The 20,579-nt window shown below is 65.2% G+C and carries 16 protein-coding genes; 4 read left to right on the top strand and 12 right to left on the bottom strand.

From position 1 onward, the window contains the following. Positions 1-92 precede the first annotated feature (92 nt). Positions 93-515 carry a tripartite tricarboxylate transporter TctB family protein gene (locus tag C8C96_RS17700; RefSeq protein ID WP_056067517.1) on the top strand — a complete coding sequence of 141 codons (423 nt, stop codon included), beginning with the start codon at positions 93-95 and terminating at the stop codon, positions 513-515. A 10-nt stretch (positions 516-525) separates the two neighbouring features. Then, positions 526-2,040, top strand: coding sequence for a tripartite tricarboxylate transporter permease (locus C8C96_RS17695; protein WP_056744313.1), 1,515 nt, complete (start codon positions 526-528; stop codon positions 2,038-2,040). A gap of 85 nt (positions 2,041-2,125) precedes the next feature. Here the strand turns inward: C8C96_RS17695 and C8C96_RS17690 are convergent, their stop codons facing one another. Together C8C96_RS17690 and C8C96_RS17685 are read right to left on the bottom strand one after the other, a co-directional pair. Next, entirely contained in the window at positions 2,126-4,429 is a 2,304-nt protein-coding gene (locus C8C96_RS17690; RefSeq protein ID WP_121943153.1) for an ATP-dependent DNA helicase, read from the bottom strand. Beyond that, on the bottom strand, positions 4,426-5,319 hold the full coding sequence (locus C8C96_RS17685; protein WP_121943152.1) for a hypothetical protein: 894 nt from the start codon (positions 5,317-5,319) through the stop codon (positions 4,426-4,428). Before C8C96_RS17685 ends, C8C96_RS17690 begins: the two co-directional genes overlap by 4 nt. 335 nt (positions 5,320-5,654) lie before the next feature. On the opposite strand from C8C96_RS17685, the gene C8C96_RS25310 reads away from it, so the two are divergent. Beyond that, entirely contained in the window at positions 5,655-5,786 is a 132-nt protein-coding gene (locus C8C96_RS25310; RefSeq protein WP_255424913.1) for a hypothetical protein, read from the top strand. Between the two features lie 373 nt (positions 5,787-6,159). Beyond that, positions 6,160-7,764, top strand: coding sequence for a sensor domain-containing diguanylate cyclase (locus tag C8C96_RS17680; RefSeq protein ID WP_121943151.1), 1,605 nt, complete (start codon positions 6,160-6,162; stop codon positions 7,762-7,764). 359 nt (positions 7,765-8,123) lie between these two features. On the opposite strand, the gene dgoD is transcribed toward C8C96_RS17680, so the two are convergent. From dgoD to mmsA, 10 genes are all read right to left on the bottom strand, one after another. Next, complete coding sequence (gene dgoD, locus C8C96_RS17675; RefSeq protein ID WP_121943150.1) at positions 8,124-9,272, bottom strand: galactonate dehydratase; 1,149 nt, start codon at positions 9,270-9,272, stop codon at positions 8,124-8,126. Positions 9,273-9,330: 58 nt separating this feature from the next. Further along, positions 9,331-9,990, bottom strand: a complete 660-nt coding sequence (locus C8C96_RS17670) for a 2-dehydro-3-deoxy-6-phosphogalactonate aldolase (RefSeq protein ID WP_121943149.1) — start codon at positions 9,988-9,990, stop codon at positions 9,331-9,333. Further along, entirely contained in the window at positions 9,987-11,039 is a 1,053-nt protein-coding gene (locus tag C8C96_RS17665) for a 2-dehydro-3-deoxygalactonokinase (protein ID WP_121943148.1), read from the bottom strand. Before C8C96_RS17665 ends, C8C96_RS17670 begins: the two co-directional genes overlap by 4 nt. An 11-nt stretch (positions 11,040-11,050) precedes the next feature. Further along, complete coding sequence (locus C8C96_RS17660; protein WP_121943147.1) at positions 11,051-11,989, bottom strand: dihydrodipicolinate synthase family protein; 939 nt, start codon at positions 11,987-11,989, stop codon at positions 11,051-11,053. Between the two features lie 113 nt (positions 11,990-12,102). Beyond that, entirely contained in the window at positions 12,103-13,836 is a 1,734-nt protein-coding gene (locus C8C96_RS17655) for an IlvD/Edd family dehydratase (RefSeq protein WP_121943146.1), read from the bottom strand. A 34-nt stretch (positions 13,837-13,870) separates the two neighbouring features. Beyond that, positions 13,871-14,908, bottom strand: a complete 1,038-nt coding sequence (yjfF, locus tag C8C96_RS17650) for a galactofuranose ABC transporter, permease protein YjfF (RefSeq protein WP_121943145.1) — start codon at positions 14,906-14,908, stop codon at positions 13,871-13,873. Next, complete coding sequence (locus tag C8C96_RS17645; RefSeq protein ID WP_121943144.1) at positions 14,905-15,954, bottom strand: ABC transporter permease; 1,050 nt, start codon at positions 15,952-15,954, stop codon at positions 14,905-14,907. The genes yjfF and C8C96_RS17645 overlap by 4 nt, the downstream gene beginning before the upstream one ends. Before the next feature lie 161 nt (positions 15,955-16,115). Next, complete coding sequence (locus tag C8C96_RS17640; protein ID WP_199737492.1) at positions 16,116-17,750, bottom strand: sugar ABC transporter ATP-binding protein; 1,635 nt, start codon at positions 17,748-17,750, stop codon at positions 16,116-16,118. Next, positions 17,750-18,979: a multiple monosaccharide ABC transporter permease gene (mmsB, locus tag C8C96_RS17635; RefSeq protein ID WP_121943143.1), complete on the bottom strand. Its 1,230-nt coding sequence runs from the start codon at positions 18,977-18,979 to the stop codon at positions 17,750-17,752. The genes C8C96_RS17640 and mmsB overlap by 1 nt, the downstream gene beginning before the upstream one ends. A 1-nt stretch (position 18,980) precedes the next feature. Continuing rightward, positions 18,981-20,498, bottom strand: coding sequence for a multiple monosaccharide ABC transporter ATP-binding protein (gene mmsA, locus C8C96_RS17630; protein WP_015013816.1), 1,518 nt, complete (start codon positions 20,496-20,498; stop codon positions 18,981-18,983). Between the last annotated feature and the right edge of the window lie 81 nt (positions 20,499-20,579).

Here is a 20,579-nt window from a genome sequence, read left to right as displayed (position 1 = left end):
TGGAGATAGTCTGCCCGTCAGCATACCCCAGCCCTGCGCGCTGTTTGCACCGCCGGATGGGGTCGTCCAGCCTATCAGGAGACAACCTTTACATGATCAACCGCAATCTACTCAGAGGCTTTGCCCTCATGGCGTTGGCGCTGGGCTTTGGCCTGCCGTCCATGAGCTATTCGCTGGGGACGCTCGGCCGCGCAGGGCCGGGCATGTTCCCGTTCATCGTCAGCTGCATGCTGTTTGTGATCGGGGTCATCACCGTGGTGCGCGCACGCCTGGTGGCACCGGTGCCCATGGACTTCCAGGTGCGCAACATCGCCATCATTCTGGGCAGCCTGTGCGGCTTTGCGGCGCTGTCGCACTTTGTGAACATGATCGCAGGCATCGTGTTTCTGGTGTTCTGCTCGGGGTTTGCGGGTACGTCGTACTCGTGGAAGCGCAACCTGAAGATCGCTGCGGTGCTGGTCGGCATCGCGTTTGCATTCCAAAAGCTGCTGGGCGTGAGCCTGCCGCTGTACTGAGGTCGCCGCCATGGAAGTCTTGAACAACCTCGCGTTTGGCTTCAGCCACGCGCTGACGCTGCAGAACCTGATGTTCTGCGCCCTGGGCTGCACGGTGGGCACCCTGGTGGGCTTGCTGCCGGGCCTGGGCCCGCTGGCCACCATCAGCCTGCTGCTGCCGCTGACCTATTCCATCGACACCACCGGCGCACTCATCATGCTTGCCGGTATTTACTACGGTGCGCAATACGGCGACAGCGTGAGCGCCATCACCATGAAGATCCCGCATGCGAGCAGTATCGTGGCGTGTATCGACGGGTATGCGATGACGCTGAAAGGGAAAACGGGGCTGGCCCTGTTCACCGCCGGGTTCTCCAGCTTCATCGGGGGCACGGTGGCCATTGTGGTGCTGGCGTTCCTTGCGCCCAGCCTGGGCGAGGTGGCCTTTTTGTTCGGCCCTGCCGACTACTGCGCGCTGATGCTGGTGGGTTTTGTGTGCGTGAGCTTCGTGACCACGGGCAGCCTGCTCAATGGCCTGGCCATGTGCATGGTGGGCGTGCTGCTGGGCTCCATCGGTACCGATGTGAACAGCGGCCTGGCCCGCTTCACCTGGGACGCTCCGTTCCTGGCCGACGGCGTGGGCATTGTGAGCATTGCGCTGGGCTGCTTCGGCATTGCAGAGATCGCCAAGAACCTCGACTCGCGTGAAGAGCGCTCGCCCTTCAACGGCAAGATCAAGCTCATGCCCACCTGGCCCGAGTTCAAGCGCATCATCCCCAGCGCGCTGCGTGGCAGCGTGGTGGGCTCCATCCTCGGCATCCTGCCCGGTGGCGGCCCCGTGATCGCCCAGTTTGCGGCCTATGCGCTGGACAAGAAGGTCAGCAAGTACCGCCACGAAATCGGCACCGGCTGCATCGAAGGCGTGGCCGGCCAAGCTGCAGCGGACGAAGCGGCTGCACGCACCAGCTTCATCCCGCTGATGAGCATCGGTATCCCCGAGAACGCCGTGATGGCGCTGATGATGGCCGCGTTCATCATCAAGGGCATCCAGCCCGGCCCCAACATGATTGCCGGCCACCCCGAACTTTTCTGGGGTCTGGTCGCCAGCATGTGGATCGGCAACTGCTTCCTGCTGGTGCTGAACGTGCCGCTGGTGCGCTACTGGCTGTCGGTGTTCAAGATTCCGTACAACGTGTTGTTCCCCGCGATCTTGTTCTTCTGCTGCATTGGCACCTACAGCATCAACAACAACCTGGACGACGTGTTCATCACCGTGGCGTTTGGTGCGCTGGGCTACCTGTTCATGCGGCTGGAGATGGACCCCTCGCCGCTGATGCTGGGCTTCATCCTGGGCCCCATGCTCGAAGAGAACTTCCGCCGCTCCATGCTGCTGTCGCGCGGCAGCTTTGAGGTGTTCATCAACCGTCCTATCAGCGGCACGCTGATCAGCCTGATCGCCGCATTCGTCTTGTGGCAAACGGTGGCGTTTTTCCGCCAGCGTGGCAAGGCCAAGGAGCTGGTGGTGACGGAGCCCGTTGCATCCTGAAGATTGACTCTCTGTGTGCCGCTTTGGCGGCCTTTGCAAGGCCGGTCCCCAACGGGTGACCGGCCTTTTTTTGTGGCTCAGCCTCTCAGTCCACCTGCCACCATGCAGGCAGCAGCGCACGCACCTGGGCCTGTGCAAACCGGTCGTCCATCAGGTGCACCACGCCCTCGTCGCTGGGCGTGCGGATCACGCGGCCTGCGGCCTGCACCACCTTTTGCAGGCCGGGGTAGAGGTAGGTGTAGTCGTAGCCCGCGCCAAACAGCACCTGCATGCGCTCGCGGATCTGCTCGTTGACGGGGTTGACCTGCGGCAGGCCCAGCGTGGCCAGAAAGGCGCCAATCAACCGCTTGCCCGGCAGGTCGATGCCCTCTGCAAACGCGCCGCCCAGCACAGCAAAGGCAATACCCTGGCTGCTGTCGGTAAAGCGCGCCAGAAACTCGCGCTGCTCGCCCTCCAGCATGCGGCGCGACTGGCACCAGTGCGGCACGTCGGGGTGTTGCTGCGCAAACAATGCGGCAGCCTGCTGCAGGTAGTCATAGCTGCTGAAAAACGCCAGGTAGTTGCCGGGCCGCTCGCGAAACTGCTGCGCCATCAGCGTGGCCATGGGCGCGAGGGACGCCGCGCGGTGCGGGTAGCGCGTGGAAATGTGGCGCGCCACCTGCACCTGCAGCTGGTGCGCGGCAAAGGGCGATTCCACGTCCACCCACACATGATCGTCGGGCAGGCCCAGCAGGTCGGCGTAGTAGCGCGCGGGCTGCAGCGTGGCCGAAAACAAGGTGCTGGTGTGCGCGGCTTGCAGCCGGGGCTGCAAGAAGGGCGCTGGCACCACGTTGCGGATGCAGACCACGGAATCGCCGGGTTTGGAGGACCGCTGGTGGTGGGCGGCAGAAGCCTGGGTGATGTCCACCATCGAATGCGCATCGAGCAGGTCGGCCATGCGCTGCAGGTGCAGGGCATCGAAGTAGAACGTTTGCAGTGCGCCGTCCGGCTCGGTGGGGTGATCGGTAAAGTGTTCGGTGAGCGTGGTGGTGCACTGCTGCAGCGCGGCCAGCAGCTTGTCGGGGAAGGTTTCGAGCACCGTGTACGGGGCCGGGTGCGCCTTGTCCAGCGCCACCCAGGCGCGGCGCACCTTGTCCAGCGCCTTCTTCACCGGCGCATGCTGCGCAGCGGTGGGGCTGCTGCGGGCCTGGGCCAAGGAGGCGGGGTGCAGCTCGGCGGTGAACATCTTGCGGCCGCGCTCCACCAGGTTGTGGGCCTCGTCCACCAGCAGCGCCGTGCGCCACTGGTTGGCCTGGGCCAGGCCGTGCAGCAGCCCGCCCAGGTCAAAGTAATAGTTGTAGTCACCCACCACCACATCGGCCCAGCGGGCCAGTTCCTGGCTCAGGTAGTAGGGGCAGACGTCATGCTGCAGGGCTACGTCGCGCACACGGGCTTGTTGCAGGACGGGCGCGGGGTTGCCTGCGCTGGCGGGGGCCACGGCGGCAGCGCGGGCGGCAGGCAGCCGGTCGTAAAAGCCCCGGGCCAGCGGGCAGGATTCGCCGTGGCAGGCCTTGTCTGGGCGTTCGCACGCCTTGTCGCGCGCCACCAGCTCTAGCACACGCAGGGGCAGCGCCGGTGCGCTGTCGGCCAGGCGCGCCAGCGCATCCAGCGCCATCTGCCGCCCCGAGGTTTTGGCGGCCAGAAAGAACACCTTGTCGATGCGCTGCGCAGGCGCAGCCTTGAGCAGCGGGAACAGCGTGCCCATGGTCTTGCCAATGCCCGTGGGCGCCTGGGCCAGCAGGCAGCGGCCCGCCACTGCCGTCTTGTACACGGCCTCGGCCAGCGGGCGCTGGCCGGTGCGAAAGTCGCCAAACGGAAATGCCAAGGTGGTCAGCGCAGCATCGCGTGTCACGCGGTGGGCCACCTGCTGTTCGGCCCAGGCAATGAAGCGCTGGCACTGGGCCTCGAAGTGCTGGCGCAGGTCGTCGGCGTTGCAGCGTTCGGTGAACACCGTCTCTTGTTGCGTGCCCACGTCCAGGTAGACGAGTGCCACGTCGATGTGCGCCAGCTGCTCCTGCTCGCACAGCAGCCAGCCATACACCTTGGCCTGCGCCCAGTGCAGGTGGCGGTGCGATGCGGGTTGGCGGTCCAGCCGCCCTTTGAAGGTCTTGACCTCGTCGATGCGCTGCTGCGCGGGGTCGTAGCCATCGGCCCGGCCGCGCACGCGCAGGCTTTGGTAACTGCCGCTCAGTGCCACCTCGGCGCGGTAGCCTGCGCCCCGGCGCGACGCTGCCACCGCATGGCCTGCCATACCTTCCAGCGCGGTGGGTGCGGGCGTAAAGCGCAGATCCAGGTCGCCTTGCTTGGCGGTGAACTCGCACAGCTCGCGCACCGCCACGGTGTAGGTCATGGCGGGGTGGTCGGGGTGTCAGTGGCGGGAGGAGCAGGCTCGCCCAAATGGGTCTGAGTCATGTCGCCATCGCTGCGCAGCGGCGTGGCCTTGCACAGCGCCATCCACACAGAAAAGGGCAGGGTGCAGCGGTTGTGCCGCGCGGGGCGCAGCAGCTCAAAGCGCCCGTCCTCCACACTGCCATGTAGCACCCAGATGCCGACGTGCTCGGGGATCTCTTCGGGCTCGGCAATGCCCGCCGGGAAGACGTAGTAACACTCCTCGCACAGCCACTGGTAGGCCTGCCGCTTGGCATCGTGCCGCAGGTCCGACAGCAGGTCGGCCCGGCTCGCCTTCACCTCATGCACCATGGGCTGCAGGTAGGCGGGCACCGAGGTGTTGCGCACCGAGAACAGATCGGGCCGGGCCATGCGCCACACGTTGGCGGCGGCGCGGGCAGCGGGGGCGTGGTCATCCTCGGCCCACAGCGGTGCCATGGCGGGCGCGGTGTTGGCGGGTGCATCGGCCGTGGCCGCAGGCGGCACTACATCCCCCATCGGCACGGTGTCGATCACCGCGCGCAGTGACAGTTCGGTCCATACGATTCGCCCCGAAGCCAGCAACTGCGCCGCAAACTTCTGCCCCAGCCGGTCGTGCAGGCTCAGCGCCCGCACGCCACGCTGGCGGGCCTGCGCCAGGGTGCGGATGCCTTCGTCGGTGAGGCGCAGGGTTTCGCAACCATCGGCCGCAATGTGCAGGCGGATGAGGCCCGCAGCCAGCAGGTCAATCTCCAGCCCATCCTTGCACGGCCAGCCTGCCGAGCGCCAGATCTGCATCAGGCGCGCGCGGTGAAAGCGGGTGATCGGGGCGGAGCGTGGGGAGTCCGAAGTGGGGGAAGGCAGCACCGTCATGGCGGGGTGGGTGGGCTGGCGGAATACTGAATTTAATCACAGTATCCTGCTGGGCTGCTCTTCGGATGGGCGGGAGGGGAGCGCAGACGTAATTAGGTCAGATTGGCATCTGGTGCACGATGAATATGCACTGGTAGCTATTCCGGGCTGCCAACCCTGCGGCTTGCACCTGATGACCTCCACGCTGTCCCGCAGGTCGGATTCACCTCAGTCCACAGGCATGCCCGACGGCTCTGTAAAAGACTGGACTTCTTGGCGGGCATCGGTGTGTCGACCTCCTGACTAGGTTTGGGTTGATTTCTCAATTTCTATTCAACCTAAACAGGAACATTCCTATGAAGAACAAACTTTTGAAGTTCAGTGTGGCCGCTCTCTTGCTTTCGATTGCAGGCGTGGCCATGGCCCAAACCGATTGCTGCTCAGAACTCGCTAAGTGCTGCATGGAAATGCTGGGCTGCTGTGATTGATAGGTAAAGCCTGGCTTTCTCAAGAAGGGCTGGCGTCCATGGACACCAGCCCTTTTTTTGTGCTCACAGGGATGCTCAGGCAGCGGCCCGTGAATCCACGCAGGCAATCGACACAGCCGTCGCAAGATAGGTGCGAAACCACTGAAAAAATCCGTGCCAATTGTCTCGACCCGTTGCCTCATATCCACATACGCGGGGCGGAGTTTCAAGTGCCGCGGCCGAACCGGATACCTATAGCTATCTAGCCAGACCCGCCAGTCAGCTTGGCGATACCATACGGTCAGAATGGAGCGCATCCCGCAAACGGCTGCGGGGGACCGACCGAGGCCTGGATGCAGATCTCCAATACGTGCGTAACTACGTAGGACCCGGCATGGCTTTCTCACCTCAGCCCCCCAGTGCGGCGCCTTTGCCTCATCGTTGGCTGAGAATTTCGACCAAGGGCGCTCCCAGTATCCGTGCCACGCTGGCGCTATTGGTGGTTGTTTGTGTCCTCCCAATCTCACTTGTCGCGGGTCTACTGTTCCTCAATTACTACGAGCGAGAACAGATCCAGCTTTCCAAATCTGCGATCAACCGAGCGCAAAGCTTGGTGCTTTCGGTAGACCGGGAGTTTGCAGCAGCCCAATCGGCGCTTCTGGCCCTCAGCACCTCTCACCGCTTGGCGACAGGTGACCTGGAAGGGTTTCACCGTCGCGCACTCGAGGCGCTGGCGAACGTGCGAGCGGACAGCATTCTCGTCCTCGACAGATCCGGTCAGATTCTTCTCTCCACACGCGTTCCATATGGTGACTCACTGCCTAAGGTAGCGGACGCCAAGCTCCTGGAGAGAATTCTGGAAACAGGAAAGCCTGGTGTTTCAGACCTGTTCGTGGGACCGATCACCAACCAGCGGATCTTCACCGTTGGCGTACCGGTGCGGGTCGATGATTCAATTGCCTACTCGCTGAACGCCACCTACACACACCAGCAGTTCATGGCCTTGCTGAAGGCCAACGCTTTTCCCGAGTCATGGCGCGTTGCTATCACCGACGGTAACAATAGGATCGTGGCTCGGTCACATGAGATTGAGAAGTTTCTTGGCAAACCCGTCGCTCCAGCCTTGTTAGCGCGGATGCAGACGTCCGGCGAAGGCAGTCTGGAGTCCGTCACGCTTGACGGCGTCCCCGTACTGACGGCCTACAGCAGATCGCCGACCTCACACTGGGGCGTCGCCGTGGGGATTCCCAAGGCGGAACTGACAGCAGGTCTGCGCCAGACATTGCTTCGATTGGTTCTCGCAACACTGGGAGCGCTCGGCCTGGGTTTGTGGCTGGCCTGGTTCGTGGGCGGAAGGGTGGCAAGGTCGATCACTGCGTTGGCCCAGCCTGCAGTGGATATGGTTTCCGGTGTTCCATTGGATATCCCTCTGTTGCACTTCAAGGAGGCCAACGCCATGCGCCAGGCGCTCTTGGACGCATCCGATTCGCTTCGGAAGTCTCAGTACGACGCACATCACGATAGCCTCACGGGGTTACCCAACCGGACGCTGTTTCGTCTCTCAGTTGCACAGAATTTGGCTCTTTGCGAGCGCAACAACGACGAGCTTTGTGCTCTTTTCATCGACCTGGATGGGTTCAAGGCCGTGAATGACACGCTAGGCCACGCAGCTGGAGATCAACTGCTGCGCGAGGTGTCTCAGCGCATCGCCAAGGCCTGCCGGACATCTGATATCTGTTCGCGACTCGGGGGGGATGAGTTCGCTGTGGCTCTGATCCATTCGAGTCTGGAGCAGTCGCGTGTATTCGCCACCCGGTTGGTGGAGTTGATTTCACAACCCTATTTTCTGGACGGACACCGTGCAGAGGTGTCAGCCAGCATTGGCGTATCTCACTTTCCGGGCACTGCGACAGACGTGGATACGTTGTTGCGCAAAGCCGACCAAGCGATGTATGGCGCCAAGGCCGCCGGCAAGCGGCGCGTACGAACCGCCATTTAGCTTGCAGGAGCTTTCCGTCGCCATCCAGGACCTGGGACGGAACGGACTCCTTCCAAGCTGTCATCTGCTTTGATGCGCACTGGGCTCACGGGGGCAGCCTCACTAAAGGATGAAGATTTCCGCCACCGCCGTAGTTGGAAGCAACAGGAGGAGACCGCAAACGATGCGGCCATCCGCGTCTCCGTCCTTCTGTGAGCAGAGTGGAGGTGTCAACGATTGAGTTCAAAGAACTTCTCTGCGGCGATTTTGAAAGACAACCTTCGCATTGAACGGCTCTTATCTCACGGCGGCATTGAAGGCGGCTTGCACTCTAAAGCAGCCCCTCGCCACCGAATCCGCTGGCGAAGATCCCAACCCGCTCACCACTCCGCAAAGCTCCCATCCCGGTGCCGCCACACCGGGTTCCTCCACCGGTGCCCCTCCTGCGCCCGCTCGCGCACATAGTCTTCGTTCACCTCAATCCCTAGCCCCGGCCCGGTGGGGATGGCGACCATCCCGTCCTGGTACGCAAACACCCCGGGTTTGGACACATAGTCCATCAGGTCGTTGGCCTGGTTGTAGTGGATGCCCAGGCTCTGCTCCTGGATGAAGGCGTTGTAGCAAACCGCATCCAGCTGCAGGTTGGCCGCCAGTGCAATCGGGCCCAGCGGGCAGTGCAGGGCCAGGGCTACGTCGTAGGCCTCGGCCATGCTGGCGATCTTGCGGGTTTCGGTGATGCCCCCTGCGTGCGAGGGGTCGGGCTGGATGATGTCCGCATAGCCGCCTTGCAGCACGCGCTTGAAGTCCCAGCGCGAGTACAGACGCTCGCCCAGGGCAATGGGGGTGGATGAGATGCGGGCGATCTCCTTCAGCGCCTCTTCGTGTTCGCTCAGCACAGGCTCTTCGATGAACATGAGCTTGTAGGGCTCCAGCTCCTTGACCAGCACCTTGGCCATGGGCCGGTGCACGCGGCCGTGGAAGTCCACGCCAATCCCCACATTCGGCCCCACGGCCTCGCGCACGGCGGCCACGTTCTGCAGGCAGCGCTCCACCTTGTCGTAGCTGTCCACGTACTGCACCTCTTCGGTGCCGTTCATCTTCACGGCCGTGAAGCCGCGCGCCACGGCGGCCTGGGCGGCGGCGGCCGTCTCGCTGGGGCGGTCTCCGCCAATCCAGCTGTAGACCTTGATGTGGCTGCGCACATTGCCACCCAGCAGCTCGGACACGGGCACGCCCAACGCCTTGCCCTTGATGTCCCACAGGGCCTGGTCGATCCCGGCCAGTGCGCTCATGTGCACGCCGCCGCCCCGGTAAAAGCCGCCCCTGTACAGCACGGTCCAGTGGTCTTCGATGTGGCGTGGGTCTTTGCCAATGAGGTAGTCGGCCAGTTCATCGACCGCAGCAGCCACGGTGTGCGCGCGGCCTTCCAGCACAGGCTCGCCCCAGCCGGTGATGCCTTCGTCAGTTTCTATTTTGAGGAAGCACCAGCGCGGCGGGACGATGAATGTGGTGAGTCGGGTGATCTTCATGGGGGCTGGGTAGTCGGTTCAGAAATGCTGGGTTGTCCGGAACGAGTAGGGGGGCGGTTCAGGCTGTGGCGGGCGCGGTGCCAAAGGACGCCTGCCACGCCCGCGCAAACGCTGCAGCCTTGTGCGCCACCTCGGGGGCCTGGTCACCGGGCCGGTACAGGGCCGATCCCAGGCCAAAACCGCTGGCGCCAGCGGCGGCATAGGGCGCAATGCTCTCGGGCACGATGCCGCCCACGGGCACCAGTGCCATGGGCGGCGTGATGACGGCGCGCCAGGCCTTGAGCACATGGGGCGGCAGCGCCTCGGCCGGGAACAGCTTGAGCATATTGGCGCCCGCTGCCAGCGCGGCGTAGGCTTCGGTCAGCGTGGCCACGCCGGGCGCGCAGGCCATGCCAGCGGCGCGGGCAGCGCGGATCACATCGGGGTCGCTGTGAGGCATGACGATGATCTGCCCACCGGCTGCGGCCACGTCGGCCACGGCATCGATGGAGAGCACGGTGCCCGCGCCCACCAGGCAGTCGGCGGGCAGCGCATCGCGCAGCGCGCGGATGCTGGCCAGCGGCTCGGGGGAGTTGAGCGGCACTTCGATGATGCGGAACCCTGCGTCGTACAGCGCGTGGCCGATGGCCACCACCTCGTGCGGCTGCACGCCGCGCAGGATGGCGATGAGTCCGCAGCGCTGCAGGATGTGGAACAGGGTTTTGTCGATGGGGTTCATGCGGGCAGGCTCCCGGCGGTGATGGGGGATAGAGAAGTCGAGGATGTGGGCGCAACGACCAGCCCTGCCGCCAGTGCGATCTGCCACAGCCCGGTGGCCGTGGCTTGCGTGGCGATGGTGGGGGCGGCAAAGCCGTAGGTCTGCAGCGCGACGGCGTAGCGGCGGCACAGGTCGGGCTCGCCGCAGAGCACCAGCGCTTGCGGTGTTGGTGCGGTTTGATCCTGTGCGCGTGCAAGGCTCGCCACCTCGTGCCCGATCAGCAGGCCCGAGAGGTAGTCCGCTTGCGCGGTAGGCGCCAGCGCGCCGGTCAGCCCCAGCGTGCGGGTGCTGAAGATGTGCGAGAGCAGTCCCAGCGTGGCATCGCTGCCCCGCGCCACCTCCAGCCCGCGCGCAAAGGCATCGTCGTCGGGTGCCGCTGCAGCCTGCATGGTCTTGCCCAGAATGGTGTGGCTGCGCAGTGCGGCAAACACCTCGCCGGTCATGAAGGTGTAGAACTGCTCGATGCGGCCCCGGCGTGCCAGCACCCATTTGCTGTGGGTGCCGGGCAGGCCGATGAGCACGGGCGCATCCGCAGGCAGTGCAAGGCCTGCCAGCACCCCCAGCACCTGGGTTTCTTCGCCGCGCATCACGTTGGGCAGTGCACCCTGCTGCAACAGGCCCGGCACGATGTGCAGCGGCGGGCCGTCGCGCCGCTCCACCAGTGTCAGGCCCCGCGCCAGTGCATCGAGCGAGGTGGGCGCCGGCAGGTACTTGGCCTCGCGCCAGCCTTGGGCGCTGCCCACCATGCCGCAGGCCAGCAGTGGCAGGCCGGGTGCGGCGGCCAGCCAGTCGCCGCAGGTGTCTTGCAGTGCGCGTTCAAACGCGGCGCCGGGCTCGCCGTCTGCCGCGCTCGCGGTGGCGGGGGGCAGGTTCATGATGCCCCAGGGGCGGTGCCGCGTCTCCAGCACCTCGCCATGCGCGCCCATGCGGAAGGCGCGCAATGCGCTGGTGCCCCAGTCCAGGGCGATCAGGCCCGCCTCGGCGGGCACCAGAAAACGTGCAGGCACCATGTGAGTCCTGCTTAACGTGCCCAGCGCAGCACCAGCGGGTCCAGCCGCCGCGCGATGTCGATCAGGCCGCGTCGCACCTCAGGGTGCATGGTCGGGAAGGGGTGGCGGCCCGCCTCGCAGGCGATCACGCCGCCTTCCTTCATCAGTGCCTTGGCCGTGAGGATGCCGCCCTGGCGGTTTTCGTGGTTGATGAGGGGCAACCAGCGCTGGTAGAGCGCAAACGCCTGGTCCATGTCACCCTGGCGGTGCGCCTCGATGATGGGGCGAATGCCGTCGGGGAAGGCGCCGCCCGTCATCGCACCCGTGGCGCCGGCATCCAGGTCGGCCAGCAGGGTGATGGCTTCTTCGCCGTCCCACGGGCCTTCAATCGCATCGCCGCCCAGGCGGATCAGCTCGCGCAGTTTGCTGGCGGCGCCGGGCACTTCGATCTTGAAGTAGGCCAGGTTCTCGATCTCTTGCGCCATGCGGGCCAGGAAGGGGGCCGACAGCACAGTGCCGCTGGCGGGTGCGTCCTGCACCATGATCGGGATGCGGATCGCATCCGACACACGGGCATAGAACTCGTAGATCTGCGCCTCGGGCACACGGAAGGTGGCACCGTGGTAGGGCGGCATGACCATCACCATGGCCGCGCCCATGTCCTGCGCGGCGCGGCTGCGCTCGGCACACACGCGCGTGCCGTAGTGGGTGGTGGTGACGATGACTGGCACACGGCCTGCCACATGCTCCAGCGATGTGCGGGTGAGGACTTCGCGCTCGGCGTCGGACAGCGAGAACTGCTCGGAGAAGTTGGCCAGGATGCAGACGCCATCCACGCCCGCATCGATCATGAAGTCGAGGCAGCGCTTCTGGCTGTCGAGGTCGAGGCGGCCGTCTTCATGGAACGTGGTGGGCACCACGGGGAAGATGCCGCGGTAGCGAGGGTTCTGGAGGGAATGGGTGGCTGGCATGGCGGGTGCGGGTAAGAATTTGAGTGAAATATGCCTCTGGCGCTAGTTGAATAAGCGCTGGCTGCTATTGGATCTGTAGTAATTGACTGCGACGAGCGCCTCAGTGGGGCACATCAATGCGAGTGGCGGGGCACAGCAGCCCCCCGGCAGCCGACCAAGAAGTCAAAGTCACAGCCATCGTCCGCCTGCAGTACGTGGTCCACATACAGCCGCTGGTAGCCGCCGCGTCCGCCGTTGTCCGTGCCAGCCAATGCGGCCAGGCGTGCTGCCAGTTCCTCGTCGCTGATGTCCAGGTGCAACCGGCCGTTCTCGCAGTCCAGCTCAATGAAGTCGCCATCGCGCACAGCAGCCAGCGGGCCACCGGCTGCCGCCTCGGGCGCCACGTGCAGCACCACGGTGCCGTAGGCGGTGCCGCTCATGCGGGCGTCGGAGATGCGCACCATGTCCTTCACGCCCTGGCGCAGCAGCTTGGGCGGCAGGCCCATGTTGCCCACCTCGGCCATGCCGGGGTAGCCCTTGGGGCCGCAGTTCTTGAGCACCATCACGCAGCTGGCGTCGATGTCCAGGTTTTCATCGACGATGCGCTCCTTGTAGTGCTCCAGGTTCTCGAACACCACGGCGCGGCCCCGGTGCTTGAGCAGTTCGGGCGAGGCGGCGGAGGGCTTGAGCACCGCGCCACGCGGCGCCAGGTTGCCGCGCAGGATGCAGATGCCACCGTCGGCAATCAGCGGGTTGCTGATCGGGCGGATCACCTCGTCGTTGTACTGCGGGGCTTCGCGCACGTTGTCCCACAGGCTCTTGCCGTTGACGGTGAGGGCGTTGGGGTGGGGCAGCAGGCCGTTTTCGCCCAGACGGCGCAGCACGGCAGGCAGGCCGCCCGCGTAGTAGAACTCTTCCATCAGGAAGCGGCCCGAGGGCTGCAGGTCCACCAGCGTGGGCGTGCCACGGCCAATGCGCGTCCAGTCCTCCAGGTCCAGCTGCACGCCGATGCGGCCGGCGATGGCCTTCAGGTGGATGACCGCGTTGGTCGAACCGCCAATCGCCGCGTTGGTGCGGATAGCGTTCTCGAAGGCTTCGCGCGTGAGAATTTTGGAGAGCGTGAGCCCTTCGTGTGCCATCTCCACAATGCGCTTGCCCGACATGTGGGCCAGCACATAGCGGCGCGAGTCCACCGCCGGGATGGCTGCGTTGTGCGGCAGCGATGTGCCCAGCGATTCAGCCATGCAGGCCATGGTGCTGGCCGTGCCCATCGTGTTGCAGGTGCCCGCCGAGCGCGACATGCCGGCCTCGGCCGCGAAGAACTGGTGCTCGTTGATCTCGCCGGCTTTCAGTGACTCGTGCAGGCGCCACACGGCCGTGCCCGAGCCGATGTCCTTGCCGTCGAGCTTGCCGTTGAGCATGGGCCCGCCCGTGACCACGATGGCGGGCACATCGCAGCTGGCCGCGCCCATCAGCAGGGCAGGCGTGGTCTTGTCGCAGCCCACCAGCAGCACCACCGCGTCGATCGGGTTGCCGCGAATGGCCTCTTCCACATCCATGCTGGCCAGGTTGCGCGTGAGCATGGCCGTGGGGCGCAGGTTGGATTCGCCGTTGGAGAACACCGGGAACTCCACCGGAAAGCCGCCCGCCTCGTAGATGCCGCGCTTCACATGCTCGGCGATCTTGCGGAAGTGGGCGTTGCACGGGGTCAGCTCGGACCAGGTGTTGCAGATGCCGATCACGGGGCGGCCGTCGAACGCGTGGTCGGGGATGCCCTGGTTCTTCATCCAGCTGCGGTACATGAAGCCGTTCTTGTCGGCCGTGCCGAACCATTCGGCGGAGCGGAGTTTGCGCTTGGGGGTGGTCATGGTGGGGTGCGAGAGAAAGAGAAGAAATGAAGAGTCAACGGGCCTTGCCCGAGCGGCGCGAAAGCAGCCGCTGCAGCAGACAGAAAGCGAACAGCAGCACACCAACGACGATGCGCGTCCACCAGGAGCTGAGCGTGCCGTCGAAGGAAATCAGGGTCTGGATGATTCCGAGCATGAGCACGCCAAACAGCGTGCCCGCCACATAGCCCACGCCACCGGTGAGCAGCGTGCCGCCAATGACCACGGCGGCAATTGCGTCCAGCTCCATGCCCACGGCGTGCAGGCCATAGCCCGACAGCATGTAGAACGTGAACACCACGCCCGCCAGCGCTGAGCAAAAGCCCGACAGCGTGTAGACGCCAATGAGCGTGCGGCGCACCGGCAGGCCCATGAGCACAGCCGAGTGCTCGCTGCCGCCCACCGCATACACGCTGCGGCCAAACGGCGTGCAGTGCGCCACGAACAGGGCCACCAGCAGCACGGCGATGGCAATGAGCGCGCCCAGCGATAAGGACGCGCCTTCCCACAGCGGCAAGCGCCACTGGGCCAGCTCGGAGTAGCCCTCGTGGGTGATGCTGATGGAATCGATGCTGATCAGGTAGCACAGCCCCCGCGCCAGGAACATGCCTGCCAGCGTGACGATGAAGGGCTGCAGCCGAAAGCGCTCGATGAGGAAACCCATGAACGCGCCAAATGCCGTGCCCATCAGCAGCACCAGCGGGATGGCGACTATCGGGTTCCAACCCCGGTGTTCCACCAGCGCGGCCAGCACCATGGTGGTCAGCGCCACCACCGATCCCACCGAGAGGTCGATGCCGCCCGACAGGATCACGAACGTCATGCCCACCGCCACGATGATGAGGAAGGCGTTGTCGATCAGCAGGTTGAGGAACACCTGGGCCGAGAAGAAACCGGTGTACAGCACCGAGCCCAGCGTGGCCATGGCCACGAACAGCGAGATGGTGGCTGCCAGCGGCAGGTACTTGGGGTTGAACCGCGCGTGCGCAGCGGCGGCCTGTGGGACAGGAGAGCTCACGGTGCCGAAGCCTGCGGTTTTGGGTACGGCGCTCATGGCAAAGCTCCCGCGCCGGGGCGGCGTGCCAGGGCGCCCACTTGCACCCGGAACTCGGGCGACTGCAGCAGCATCACGATGAACACCACCACGGCCTTCACCACCAGGTTGATCTCGGGCGGCACGCCCAGCGAGTAGATGGCGTAGGTCAGCGTCTGAATGATGAGCGCGCCAATCACGCTGCCCACCAGGCTGAAGCGGCCGCCCGTGAGGGCGGTGCCACCCAGCGTGACGGCCAGGATGGCGTCCAGCTCCAGCAGCTGCCCAGCGTTGTTGCCATCCGCGCTCTTCACGTTGGAGCTGATCAGCAGCCCCGCAATGCCCGCGCACACGCCGCAGAACACATAGGCCGCCACGATAAGCCGCCCCGCCTGCACACCCGCCACCCGCGCCGCCGTGGGGTTGATGCCCACTGCCTGGATGAACAGGCCCAGCGCCGTGCGAGTGATGGCGAGGTACAGCACCACGAAGACTGCGGCCACTACGAACACAGAGAACGGCAGCCCTGCCAGGTACCCGCCGCCCATGAAGAAGTAGGGCGTGTAGTAGATGGTGATGATCTGCCCGTCGGTGATGAGCTGGGCAATGCCCCGGCCCGCCACCATGAGGATCAGCGTGGCAATGATGGGCTGCATGCCCACCTTGGCGACCAGCACGCCGTTCCACAGCCCGCACAGCAGCGCCACGCCGATGGCGCCCAGGATGGCGACCGGCAATGGGAACCGGCTTTCAGTGCCCGATACCGATCCGCCGATCATCCAGGCCGCCACCGCCGCTGCAATGGCCACGGTGGCACCCACCGAGATGTCGATGCCGCGTGTGGCAATCACCAGCGTCATGCCCAGCGACACCAGCACCAGCGGTGCGGCGCGGTTCAGGATGTCGATGAGGCTGCCGTAGAGGTGCCCGTCGCGCCATTCGATGTGCAGGAAGCTGCTGTTGAACACCGTGTTCACGATGAGCAGCAGCGCCAGCGTGATCAGGGGCCAGGCCAGACGGTGGCGCAGTAGCGCGGAAACAGGGAAGGTGGTGCTACGTTCAGACATACAGGTCATCCACGGCGCTGCGCCCGATACTGGCGCGGTCCAGGCGAGGGCAGCCAAGCAAGGGCCGCCCCGCAGCGAGGGCTGCGTCCCCCTGCCCGCATCGCGAAGCGATGCGAGAGCGGGGGGAAGCCGCGAAGCGGCTCAGGGGGGTGTTCTTTATTTCAAGCATGTTCGGCAGCAATCAGGTCGTAAACGGCGTCTTCGCTGCTGCCCGCAGGCAGCTCACCCACCTTGTGGCGGTCGCGGAGCACCACGATGCGGTGCGCCACGCGCACCACCTCGCTCATTTCGGAAGAGATGAACAACACGGCCATGCCCGCCTGGGCCAGGCGCAGGATCTGGTCCATGATTTCCTGCTTGGCGGCCACGTCGATGCCGCGTGTGGGTTCGTCCAGGATCAGCAGGCGCGGCTCGATGGCCATCCAGCGCGCAAGGATGGCCTTTTGCTGGTTGCCGCCCGAGAGCAGGCCGATGGGCTTGTCCACGGTCTCGGTCTTGATGCCCAGCAGCTTCACATAGCGTTCGGCCAGCGCCGTCTGCTCGGCACGCGAAAGAAACTTGCCCACGCCCATGCGGGCCTGCAGCGCCAGCGCAATGTTTTCGCGCACTGACAGTTCGGCCACGATGCCGTCGGTCTTGCGCTCTTCAGGGCACAGGGCCAGGCCATGGCGGATCGCATCCATGGGGTTGGCAAACTTCACCACCTGCCCGTCGATGCGCAGCGCGCCCCGGTCGGGCTGCTCCAGGCCAAACAGCAGACGCGCCAGCTCGGTGCGGCCCGAGCCCAGCAGCCCCGCCAGGCCCACCACCTCGCCCGCGCGGATCTGCAGGTCCAGTGGCTGCAGTTGCGTGTCCTGCCCCAGGCCCTCGGTTTGCAGCAGCGTGGTCTGGCGGGTGTCGAACACGGGCGACACCGCTGGCTCGGTCGATACGGCGGCCAGGTCGCGCCCCAGCATGGCAGCGATCAAAGCCTGCGGACCCAGGTCTTGCGCGCGCCACTCGCCCACCCAGCTGCCGTTGCGCAGCACGGTGATGCGGTCGGACACGGCATACACCTGGTTCAGGAAATGCGTCACAAAGACGATGGACAGCCCCTCGCTGCGCAGGCGGCGCAGCACCTCGAAGAGCTTTTGCACCTCGTCGTCGTCCAGGCTGGAGGTGGGCTCATCCAGGATCAGCACGCGCGATTCGATGCTGAGTGCGCGCGCAATCGCCACCAGCTGCTGCACGGCCACGGGGTAGTCCGACAGCAGGCGCGTCACGTCGATCTGCAGGCCGATGCGCGCCACCAGATCGCGGGCGCGCTGGTGCAGCGTGGCCCAGTCGATGCGAAAGCCCTGTGCAATGCCGCAGCGCGGGTAGCGGCCTGCAAAGATGTTCTCGGCCACCGAGAGGTTAGGGCAGAGGTTGACCTCCTGGTACACGGTGCTGATGCCCAGGCGCTGCGCGGCCAGGGGCGAGTCGGGCCACACAGTGATCTGCCCCCACGCTCCGCCGCTGCGCGGGTCGCTGCCCCCCGAGGGGGCGTCGCCTTGCTTGGGGCGGCCCGGCGCTGCGGCGTTCCCTCCCAGCCGCATCTGCCCGCCGCTGGCCTCCAGCACGCCCGTCAGCACCTTGATCAGCGTGGACTTGCCCGCACCGTTCTGCCCCATCAGCGCATGGATCTCGCCAGGGTAGAGGTTGAGCTGCACGTCGCGCAGCACGGGGATGCCCGCAAACTGCTTGTGGATTCCCGAAAGCTGCAGCAGCGGAGCTGCGGCTGGGGCGTGAGCGGTGGACGCGTCCATGGGGGTCATCACGCTTTGTTCTTGTTGTAAACGTCCACGAGCACGGCGGCCAGCAGCACGACGCCCTTGATGACCTGCTGGTAGTCGATGCCGATGCCCAGGATGGACATGCCGTTGTTCATCACGCCCATCACAAAGGCGCCAATGACCGCGCCCATCACCTTGCCCACGCCGCCCGATGCCGATGCGCCGCCGATGAAGCAGGCTGCAATCACGTCCAGCTCAAAACCCAGGCCCGCCTTGGGCGTGGCGGTGTTCAGCCGCGCCGCAAACACCAGCCCGGCCAGGGCGGCCAGCACGCCCATGTTGATGAAGGCATACAGCGTGAGCCGCTCGGTCTTGATGCCCGAGAGCTTGGCCGCCTTCTCGTTGCCGCCCATGGCATAGATGCGGCGGCCGACGGTGGTGCGGCTGGTGACGAAGTCGAACAGCACGATCAGCAGCGCCATCACGATGAGCACATTGGGCTGGCCCTTGTACGAGGCCAGAAGGTAGCTGAAGTACACCAGCAGCCCACCAAACACCACCGTGCGGGCGATGAACAGACCTGCAGGCTCTGTCTGCACGCCGTGGCGCAGCCGGTTGGCGCGCTGGCGCAGGCCAGCCACGGCCAGGGCCGCAGCCACGGCAGTGCCCAGCAGCAGCGAGGTCAGGCGCAGGCCTTCGACACTGAACAGGTCGGGGATAAAACCCGAGCTGAGCATCTGGAACGCCGAGGGGAACGGCCCCACCGACTGACCCGCCAGCAGCGCCAGCGCCAGGCCCTTGAACACCAGCATGCCCGCCAACGTGACGATGAACGAGGGGATGCGCGAGAAGGCCACAAACCCGCCTTGAATGGCGCCGATGAGCCCGCCGCACAGCAGGCACACCAGCGTGGCAGGCACGAAGTGCCAGTTGTATTCGACCATCAGCACCGCTGCCAGCGCGCCGATGAAGCCACACACCGAGCCCACCGACAGGTCGATGTGCCCGGCCACGATGACCAGCAGCATGCCCAGCGCCATGATGACGATGTAGCTGTTCTGCAGCACCAGGTTGGTCAGGTTCAAGGGCTGCATCAGCGTGCCCTCGGTCATGTACTGGAAGAAGCCCATGATGGCCACCAGCGTGATCAACATGCCGTATTCGCGCAGGTTGTGCTGCAGGTGCTGCAACAGCGATTTGTCGTGCCGCGCCGCTGCTGTCGTGCTGCCGTCGGCCAGCGTGCTGGCGGGTGGGTGGGTGGTCTGGCTCATATCAACTGGCTTTCACAATCGCTCGCATGATCTTTTCTTGCGAGGCGTCTGAAGTTGGCATCTCGGCCACAAAGCGGCCTTCGTTCATCACATAGATGCGGTCCGTGATGCCCAGCAGCTCGGGCATTTCGGAGGAGATCACGATCACGCACTTGCCCTCGGCCGCCAGCTGGGCGATGAGGGTGTAGATCTCGTACTTGGCGCCCACGTCGATGCCGCGTGTGGGCTCGTCGAGGATGAGCACTTCGGGGCTGGTGAACAGCCATTTGCTCAACACCACTTTTTGCTGGTTGCCGCCCGACAGGTTCAGCGTTTTCTGGTCCACACCCGAACAGCGGATGCGTAGCTTCTCGCGGTAGTCCTGTGCCACGCGGTGTTCCTGGCCGCTGTCGATCACGCTGGCGAACGAAACGCCCGGCAGGTTGGCCAGCGAGGTGTTGAACTGGATGTCTTCGTTCAGCACCAGGCCATTGCCCTTGCGGTCTTCGGTCACATAGGCCAGTCCGTGGCGCACGGCCTTTTCCACCGTGCTCACGTCGATGGGCTGGCCGTGCAGCCGCACTTCGCCGCTGATGCGCTGGCCCCACGAGCGGCCGAAGATGCTCATGGCCAGCTCGGTGCGGCCTGCGCCCATCAGGCCCGCAATGCCCACTATCTCGCCGCGCCGCACATTCAGGTCGATGCCCTTGAGGTGCTCGCGGTCGCTGCGCTGCGGGTGGTGGGCGCGCCAGTTGCGCACCTCAAAAACAATGTCGCCCACTTGCGGCTGGCGCTGGGGATAGCGGTCGCTCATCTCGCGGCCCACCATGGCCTGGATCACGCGGTCTTCGCTCACCGGGCCCTCGCGGCAGTCCAGCATCTGCACGGTGCTGCCGTCGCGCAGCACGGTGATGGCATCCGCCACGCGCGAGATTTCGTTGAGCTTGTGCGAGATCAGGATGCAGGTGATGCCCTGGGCTTTCAGCTCCAGGAGCAGGTCCAGCAGGGCCTGGCTGTCGTTCTCGTTGAGGCTGGCGGTGGGCTCGTCCAGGATCAGCAGGCGCACCTTGCGCGACAGCGCCTTGGCAATTTCCACCAGCTGCTGCTTGCCCACACCCAGCTGGCCCACCGGTGTGTCGGGCGATTCGCGCAGGCCCACCTTGTGCAGCAGCGCCTGGGCGCGACTGTGCGCAGCCATCCAGTCGATGACGCCGTGCCGCGCGGTTTCGTTGCCAAGAAAGATGTTCTCGGCAATCGACAGCAGCGGCACCAGCGCCAGCTCCTGGTGAATGATGATGATGCCGAGGTGCTCGCTGTCGCGGATGCCCGCAAATTCGCGCTCCTGCCCGTCGAACAGGATCTGGCCGCTGTAGCTGCCGTGTGGGTACACACCCGACAGCACCTTCATCAGCGTGGATTTGCCCGCCCCGTTTTCGCCGACGATGGCATGGATCTCCCCGGCCTGCACCTGCAGGTTGACCTGGTTCAGCGCCACCACGCCGGGGAAGGTTTTGCGGATGTTCCGCATTTCAAGAAGCATGGTCTCTCAGTCTGTTGGTGGGGCCTCTGACCCCATCCCGGTTGCAGGCCGCCTGCGCTGCCCCGGTGGCATTCGCAGGCG

The sequence above is a fragment of the Acidovorax sp. 100 genome (assembly GCF_003688355.1).
GTDB classification, from domain to species: domain Bacteria; phylum Pseudomonadota; class Gammaproteobacteria; order Burkholderiales; family Burkholderiaceae_C; genus Acidovorax; species Acidovorax delafieldii.
Note: the sequence above shows the minus strand (reverse complement) of the source record. Positions and strands in the feature narration are given on the sequence as shown.